General features: G+C 73.4%; 6 protein-coding genes and 1 pseudogene. 2 read left to right on the plus strand and 5 right to left on the minus strand.

Annotated features, from left to right (window positions below; translation table 11 throughout):
* Window positions 1-996 precede the first annotated feature (996 nt).
* Together AB0L34_RS32135 and AB0L34_RS32140 are read left to right on the plus strand one after the other, a co-directional pair.
* Window positions 997-2,022 carry an acetylxylan esterase gene (locus tag AB0L34_RS32135; RefSeq protein WP_363709231.1) on the plus strand — a complete coding sequence of 342 codons (1,026 nt, stop codon included), beginning with the start codon at window positions 997-999 and terminating at the stop codon, window positions 2,020-2,022.
* A 199-nt stretch (window positions 2,023-2,221) separates the two neighbouring features.
* Complete coding sequence (locus tag AB0L34_RS32140) at window positions 2,222-4,561, plus strand: heavy metal translocating P-type ATPase (RefSeq protein ID WP_363709233.1); 2,340 nt, start codon at window positions 2,222-2,224, stop codon at window positions 4,559-4,561.
* Window positions 4,562-4,703: 142 nt separating this feature from the next.
* Here AB0L34_RS32140 and AB0L34_RS32145 read toward each other — a convergent pair whose 3' ends face one another.
* The 5 genes and pseudogenes from AB0L34_RS32145 to AB0L34_RS32165 form a co-directional block, all read right to left on the minus strand.
* Window positions 4,704-5,492, minus strand: a complete 789-nt coding sequence (locus AB0L34_RS32145) for an ABC transporter permease subunit (RefSeq protein ID WP_363709235.1) — start codon at window positions 5,490-5,492, stop codon at window positions 4,704-4,706.
* Entirely contained in the window at window positions 5,485-5,844 is a 360-nt protein-coding gene (locus AB0L34_RS32150) for a hypothetical protein (RefSeq protein ID WP_363709237.1), read from the minus strand. The genes AB0L34_RS32145 and AB0L34_RS32150 overlap by 8 nt, the downstream gene beginning before the upstream one ends.
* Window positions 5,841-6,065: a hypothetical protein gene (locus AB0L34_RS32155; RefSeq protein ID WP_363709239.1), complete on the minus strand. Its 225-nt coding sequence runs from the start codon at window positions 6,063-6,065 to the stop codon at window positions 5,841-5,843. Before AB0L34_RS32155 ends, AB0L34_RS32150 begins: the two co-directional genes overlap by 4 nt.
* A 279-nt stretch (window positions 6,066-6,344) precedes the next feature.
* Window positions 6,345-6,635 (minus strand): sulfurtransferase TusA family protein, encoded by a 291-nt coding sequence (locus AB0L34_RS32160; RefSeq protein WP_363709241.1) that lies wholly within the window; start codon window positions 6,633-6,635, stop codon window positions 6,345-6,347.
* A pseudogene (locus AB0L34_RS32165) lies at window positions 6,632-6,939 on the minus strand (hypothetical protein); the annotation flags it as partial. The gene AB0L34_RS32160 and the pseudogene AB0L34_RS32165, both read right to left, overlap by 4 nt.

Raw genomic sequence — 6,939 nt, forward strand, 5'->3', positions numbered from 1 at the left:
CGGGGGGGTGCCCCCCCCACCCCCCCCCCCCCCCCCCCCCCCCCCCCCCCACGCCCCCGGCGGAACCAACAAAACCACACCACCAACCCCCCCGCCCGGGGGGGGGGGCGGGGGGCGGGCGGGGGGGGGCCGGGGGCCCCCCCCCCCCAGCCCCCCCCGGCCGCCCCCCACACCTTTTTTTCCCCGCGGGCGGGGGCGCCGCCGGCGCGGGGGCGCGCCCCCCCCCCCCCCCCGCCTCGGTCGCCGCAAGGGTGTGCTGTCCGGCAGTTGGTCGAGACCAGGCCTACGGTCAGGGCAGGGCGATGCGTACCTCGATCCGGCCGTCGTGCGGCACCCGCAGCGTGTGCACCCGGCGCCGGGCGTCGCGCAGATACGTCCGGGACGTGCCGGTCACGGTGGCCGGCCGTACGCTGTCCCAAACAGCGGGGCGAACAGGGTCCGGTCCGGTGCTCCGGGCGGCAGCGGGGCCAACAGCGGCAGGCCCGACGGGGTGGTCTCCGACGTCCCGGCGAGCGCCTAGGGCGCTACGGCGAGCAGCGCTGCTCCGCCCGCTGCGGCGGCCAGCAACGCTCGGCGGCTGAGCATCGTCGGGGTCGGATCGTTGGCCATGATGGTCCTCCTGTCGGAACGGGCAGGCGGGTCGGAGCGGATTCGGCGACTCGGCGCGAGGCGCGGGGACCGACCGGCGGTCACGGCGAGGGCGGCGTCGGGACACGGCCAACCCGACTGTCAGTGACGTAGGGCGCGGTAGGTGTCTGGCCGATCCGAGTGCTGAGTGTGGTCCGGTACGAACCGTCGAGTCAAGAAATAATACGGATTATCAAAGCACTTTCTCGGCCGCGGGTCAGGCGCTCGGGCTCTTGACCCGGCCGGTCGCCGCAGCCAAGGATGACATCCGGCCGTCACCCGCCCGTCCGTGATGGACATGAGTCGTTACTCAACGTGACCATGGCTGGTTCGGGTCGGCCGACGAGACCAGATGAGATGGGGTGCGCCATGCCGCTGACCGACCTGCCGTTGGCCGAACTCGCCGCATACCGGCCGGTGCGCCGCGAGCCCGCCGACTTCGACGAGTTCTGGGCCGGCACCCTGGCTGAGGCGGCCCAGCACGAGCTGGACGCCACCTTCGAGCCGGTCGACTCGCCGCTGCGGGTGATCACCGTCCACGACGTGACGTTCAGTGGCTTCGGCGGCGACCGGATCAAGGCGTGGCTCGCCGTCCCGACCGGTGCCGAAGAGCCGCTGCCGTGCGTGGTGCAGTTTCCCGGCTACGGCGGCGGCCGGGGCCTGCCGCACGAGAACCTGCTCTACGCCGCCTCGGGCTATGCCCACCTGTTCATGGACGTACGCGGCCAGGGCAGCGGGTGGAGCGCCGGAGCGACCCCCGACCACGAGCCGGCCGGCGGCAACCCGCAGCAGCCCGGCTTCGTCACCCGGGGGGTGCTCGACCCCCGGACCCTCTACTACCGGCGGCTGGTCACCGACGCGGTGCGCGCCGTGCAGGCGGCCCGGGCGCATCCGCTGGTCGACCCGGACCAGGTGGTGGCCACGGGGATCAGCCAGGGTGGCGGGCTGTCACTGGCGGTCGCGGCCCTCGACCCCCGGCTGCGCGCGGTCGCGCCTGACGTGCCGTTCCTCTGTGACTTCCGGCGTGGCGCCGAGCGGGCCACCGCCGGCCCCTACCAGGAGATCGTCAACTACCTGAAGGTCCACCGGGGCAACGTGGAGCGGGTCTTCGACACGCTGAGCTATGTCGACGGGGTCAACTTCGCCATCCGGGGGCGCTGCCCGGCACTGTTCAGCGTGGCGCTGATGGACGCCAGCTGCCCGGCGTCGACGGTGTTCGGCGCCTACCACCACTATGCCGGCCCGTGCCGGATGGAGGTGTATCCGTTCAACGGACACGAGGGCGGTGAGTCGGTGCAGGACGAGATCCGGTTGCGGTTCTTCGCCGAGGTGCTGGCCGCCGGAGGAAGGCGGGGCGGCGAGGAGAACCGGGCGGCGGAGAGTATCTTCGCGTGAACCCTCGGGTTGCCCATGGTGTTGGCCAGGAATGTTCATCGTGCCCTGCTGCCGAGGGTGCCCGGGCGGTTACCGCTTCCTCCTCCGGTGCGTGACGGTCGGTCGTGCGGTGCGCGGGCTTTCGCCCGGGCCGTCCGGCCCGCGCAGGATTACCTCGGTTGCCTGGTCCGGCCGGCCGCGCCGCTGCGACGATCCGTAGGTGAGGGCGGAACCGCGTGAGTGCGTACCGGAGCGGCCGGTGGGGCGGCGCCGGGTGGACTGGCGGCAGTGGGCGCCGCTGACCCTGCTCACCCTGGCCGTGCTGGTCGGTGCCGGGTTGTGGCTCGCCGGGCTGTCGGAGGCGGCCCAACTGGTCTGGGTAGCGGTGACCCTGGTGGCACTGCTGCCGGCCACCTGGTCGACGCTGCGGCAGCTGTGGCGCCGGCAGTTCGGGGTGGACGTGATCGCCGTCCTGGCGCTGGTCGGCACGCTGCTGGTCCGCGAGTACCTGGCCGGCGCGGTGATCGCCGTGATGGTCGCCACCGGGCAGGCGTTGGAGGACTACGCGCAGCGTCGGGCCAGCCGGGACCTGCGGGCGCTGCTGGAACGGGCACCCCGGCAGGCGCGGCGGCGTACCCCGGACGGGGGGATCGAGGTGGTGCCGCTGGACCGGGTCGCGGTGGGGGACCGGCTGGTGGTCGGCCCCGGCGACGTGGTGCCGGTGGACGGGACCGTCGAGGAGGCCGCGACCCTGGACGAGTCGACGGTCACCGGCGAATCGCGGCTGGTCACCCGCTCTGCCGGTGAGCAGGTCGTCAGCGGTGTGGTCAACGCCGGTGCCGGGTTCGGGCTGCGGGCCGGCAGGAGCGCGGCGGAGAGCACGTACGCGGGCATCGTCCGGCTGGCCGAGGAGGCCACCGCGCACAAGGCCCCGATGGTTCGGCTGGCCGACCGCTACGCGGCCGCGTTCGTGCCGTTCACCCTGCTGCTGGCGGGACTCGCCTGGTTGCTCACCGGGCAGTTCCTGCGGGCGGTGGCGGTGCTGGTGGTGGCCACCCCCTGCCCGCTGTTGCTGGCCGCCCCCATCGCGATCGTCTCCGGGCTGTCCCGGGTGGCCCGGCGCGGCGTGCTGGTCCGCGACGGCGGGTCGCTGGAGCTGCTGGGCCGGGCCCGCACCCTGCTGATGGACAAGACCGGCACGCTCACCACCGGCCGCCCACGTGCCGCCGAGACGCTGGTCGCCCCCGGCGGCGACCGGGACGAGGTGTTGCGGCTTGCCGCCTCCGTCGAACAGCTCTCCCCGCACGTGCTTGCCGCCGCCCTGGTCCGGCAGGCCCGCGAGCGGGGGCTGCCGCTGGCCGAGCCGAAAGACGTCACCGAGGAGCCGGGGCGTGGGGTAACCGGCCGGGTGGACGGCCGCCTGGTCCGAGTCGGCCAGCTCACCGGCGAACCACCCGAGTGGGCGCGTCGGGTGCACGAGCGCGCCGAAATGGCCGGCCGCTCCACCGTCTGGGTCAGCGACGACCGCATTCCGTTCGGCGCGATCCTGTTGGAGGACCCGGTACGTCCCGACGCCCGGCGCACCGTGCGGCGGCTCCGGGAGGCCGGCCTCCGCCGGCTGATCATGGTCACCGGCGACCGGTCGGGGACCGCCCGGCAAGTGGCGCAGGCCGTCGGCGTGGACGACGTGATCGCCCAGTGCTCGCCGCAGGAGAAGGTGGCCCGGGTCCGGGAGGAGTCCGGCCGGGCGATCACGGTGATGGTCGGCGACGGTGTCAACGACGCCCCGGCCCTGGCTGCGGCGCACGTGGGCGTGGCAATGGGCGCCACCGGGGCGACGGCGTCGGCCGACGTCGCCGACGCGGTGCTCACCGTGGACCGGCTGGACCGGCTCGCCGACGCCGTCGACATCGCCCGGTACGCGCGCCGCATCGCGGTGCAGAGCGCCACCGTCGGGATGGGCCTCGCCGTCGTCGCCATGATCGCCGCTGCGGCCGGCGGGCTGCCCCCGGTCGCCGGCGCGTTCCTCCAGGAGGGCATCGACGTGCTGGTGATCCTCAACGCCCTGCGCGCCCTCGGGGGCGGCCTGCGCCACCGCGACGTCCCGCCGGAAACCCGGAAACTGCTCGACCGGTACGCCAACGAGCACGGCGGGGTGCGGGACGTGCTGACCCGGCTGCGCGACACCGCCGACCTGGTGGCGACCCGTCCCGACGCGCCGGAGTGCGTGCCGGCGCTGCGCGACGTGCACCGCCGCCTGGCCGACGAGGTGCTGCCGCACGAGGCGGCCGAGGAACGCCACCTCTACCCGGCGTTGGCGGGCCCGCTCGGCAGCGACGACGCGACCTCGACGATGAGCCGCGCACACGTGGAGATCCACCGGCTCGTGAACCGGATCGGCGGCCACCTGGCCCAGCATCCCGACGGCCGGCTGCGCCGCGAGGAGGTGCCCGACCTGCTGGCCGCCCTGTACGGCCTGGACGCCGTGCTCCGGCTGCACCTGGCCCAGGAAGAGGAGGACTTCTTCTCCCTCGACCCGACCAATGCGCCAGAAGGCTAGCGGCTCGGGTCCTTCGGGCAGCGCAGACGTGGTGGTCGACGTGTTCCGTCCCGACCGGTGGGAGATCATCGGCGCTTGCTGGTCATGCGCCGCCCCGTCCCGCCGCCGGATTGCCAGGTCGGCGGGACGGGTGCGGCCGGGGTCAGCTCGTGAGGTCGCGCCGGTTGAACGCGGTGAGGGCGACCAGCACGAGTACGGCGATCGTGGCGGAGAGGATGCCGAGGTCGGCCCATTGAAAGCCGTTTCGGAGCGGTTCGTTGCCGATGTAGTAGTGGAACGGGGAGGCGTAGCGGATCGCGTCGGCGCTGATCTGACCGGCGAAGGTGTTCGCCACGTACCCGAGGACACCGATGCCGGCGCTGCCGCCGAGCGCGGCGGCCCGGCTGCCGGTGGCCGCGCCGATGGTGACGGCGATGGTGCCGAAGAGGGTGGCGAGCAGCGCCAGCGCTGTGCATTGGGCGGCGAACTGGTCCACGCTGATGGTTTCGAGTCGGGCGCTGCCGCGGACGGCGAGCATGGCGAGCAGGACGAGGCCGGCGAGGGTGAAGGCGCCGACGGTGAGCGCGCCGCAGCGGTGCAGCAGGAGCCGGGTACGGCTGACGGGGTGGGCGAGGAGCAGGTCGAGGTAGCCGGCCTCCTCGTCGCCGGCGACGGCCCGAGTGCCGGTGGCGATGCCGTAGCTGACGGCGATCAGGGGGACGATGATGCCGAACACGCTGGAGCCGAGGTAGCCGGCGGCGCTGGCGATGTCTTCCATGTTGAGCGCCTCGCGCAGCGCGGGGGAGAAGCCCTCGACGGCTTGGCCCATCGCGCCGTCTGCGACCTGCGGGTAGAAGCCGGCGTACATGGTGCCGACCAGAGCGGTGCCGACGGCGAAACCTGCGAGGCTGCGGCGGGAGTCCCAGAGGGTCTTGGTCAGGACGTCAGGCATGGCTGGTCTCCTTGGCGCCGGTCTCGGCGGGGTCGGTCTGTCGGTAGTAGGCGAAGAAGAGTTCTTCGAGGTCGGGTTCGCTGGCGCGCAGGCTCGCGACCTGGTGCCGGGCGAGGACCCGGATCAGCGCGTCAGGGCCGGTGGCCAGGGCAAAGCGGTCGCTCGGGCCGTCGACGGTCAGGTCGGAGATCCCGGGCAGTGCGGCGAGGGCCGCCTGGTCGATCGGTCCGGCGAAGGTGATCTCGAAGCGGTGCACGGCGTGGTCGCGGAGCCGGGCGACGGTGTCGAGGGCGACGAGGCGGCCCTCGCGGATGATGCCGACCCTGTCGGCGACCGCTTGGACCTCGGTCATGATGTGCGAGGACATGAAGACGGTTTGTCCGGCGGCTTGGCCTCGCGGACGAGGTCCAGGAAGGTCTGCTGGACCAGTGGGTCCAGCCCGGAGGTCGGCTCGTCGAGAATCAGCAGGTCGGGCTCGTGCATGAAGGCCTGCACCAGGCCGACCTTCTGCCGGTTGCCCTCGTTGCTGACCATCAGCTCCGGCAGCGTCTCGACGGCCCTGAAGTCACTCACCTCGGTCGGGCTGGTCGAGCGGGTGCCCGCCGCCTGGTCGAAATGCGCGACTTCTACGACCATCTCTGGCGGGAGCTGCCCGCCCTGATCGACCGGTGGAGAGCGCAGCACTCGATCCACTAGCCGTCGCGGCAACCGGCGACAGCGTCGTACGGGCCATCCTGGGAGCAGATGACCCGCCGTCCCCGCCGATGCTGACCCCGACCGGGCCGGAGATCGCCGAATCGGAGCGGCCCACGCTCGGCACAGTGAAGTGGGGGTGAACGCCCCGCAGGCCGGTCAGCGGCAGGTGATCCAGGGCCGCTGCCGGTCGACCGGCGTGGCTGCTGCGGTGACGCGGATCGCGTAGACCGTGCCGGACCCGGACGGTTGGCGGCCGAGCCAGGTGTGGCCGGTCAGGTGGCACCAGGCGGGCAGGTCGATGGGCGCGGCGGGGTCGGTGGCGACGACGTGCACGACGGTGCCCGGCGGGACGCCGTCGATTTCCTCTCGCAGGCGGAGCAGGAGGGTGACGCAGAGAAGGTCGCTCCCGTCGACGGTGCGGACGGCAGGGTCGGTGGGCGGGCTCATCGGCTCCTCGTGGTGGCGGTGATGGCGGGCAGGACGGCGAGGGACACGAGGCCGCCGACGAGCGCCAGGACCGGACAGCCGGCGGCGGAGACGACCAGGCCGGAGGCCAGGCCGCCCGTGGCGTCGGCGACAGCGATGGACACGTCCATCATGCCCTGGGTCTTGGCCCGGTTGGCCAGGGGCACCGCGTCGGTGACCGTCTGCGGTGCCGGCGACGAGGCCGACCTTCCATAATCGGCGCGCCGCCCCCAGGACCCGATGAGAGGCGGAGCAGACGCTGGGCGCTGAGGATCCGCTGATCCTC

Source organism: Micromonospora sp. NPDC052213 (assembly GCF_040679695.1).
GTDB lineage: Bacteria > Actinomycetota > Actinomycetes > Mycobacteriales > Micromonosporaceae > Micromonospora.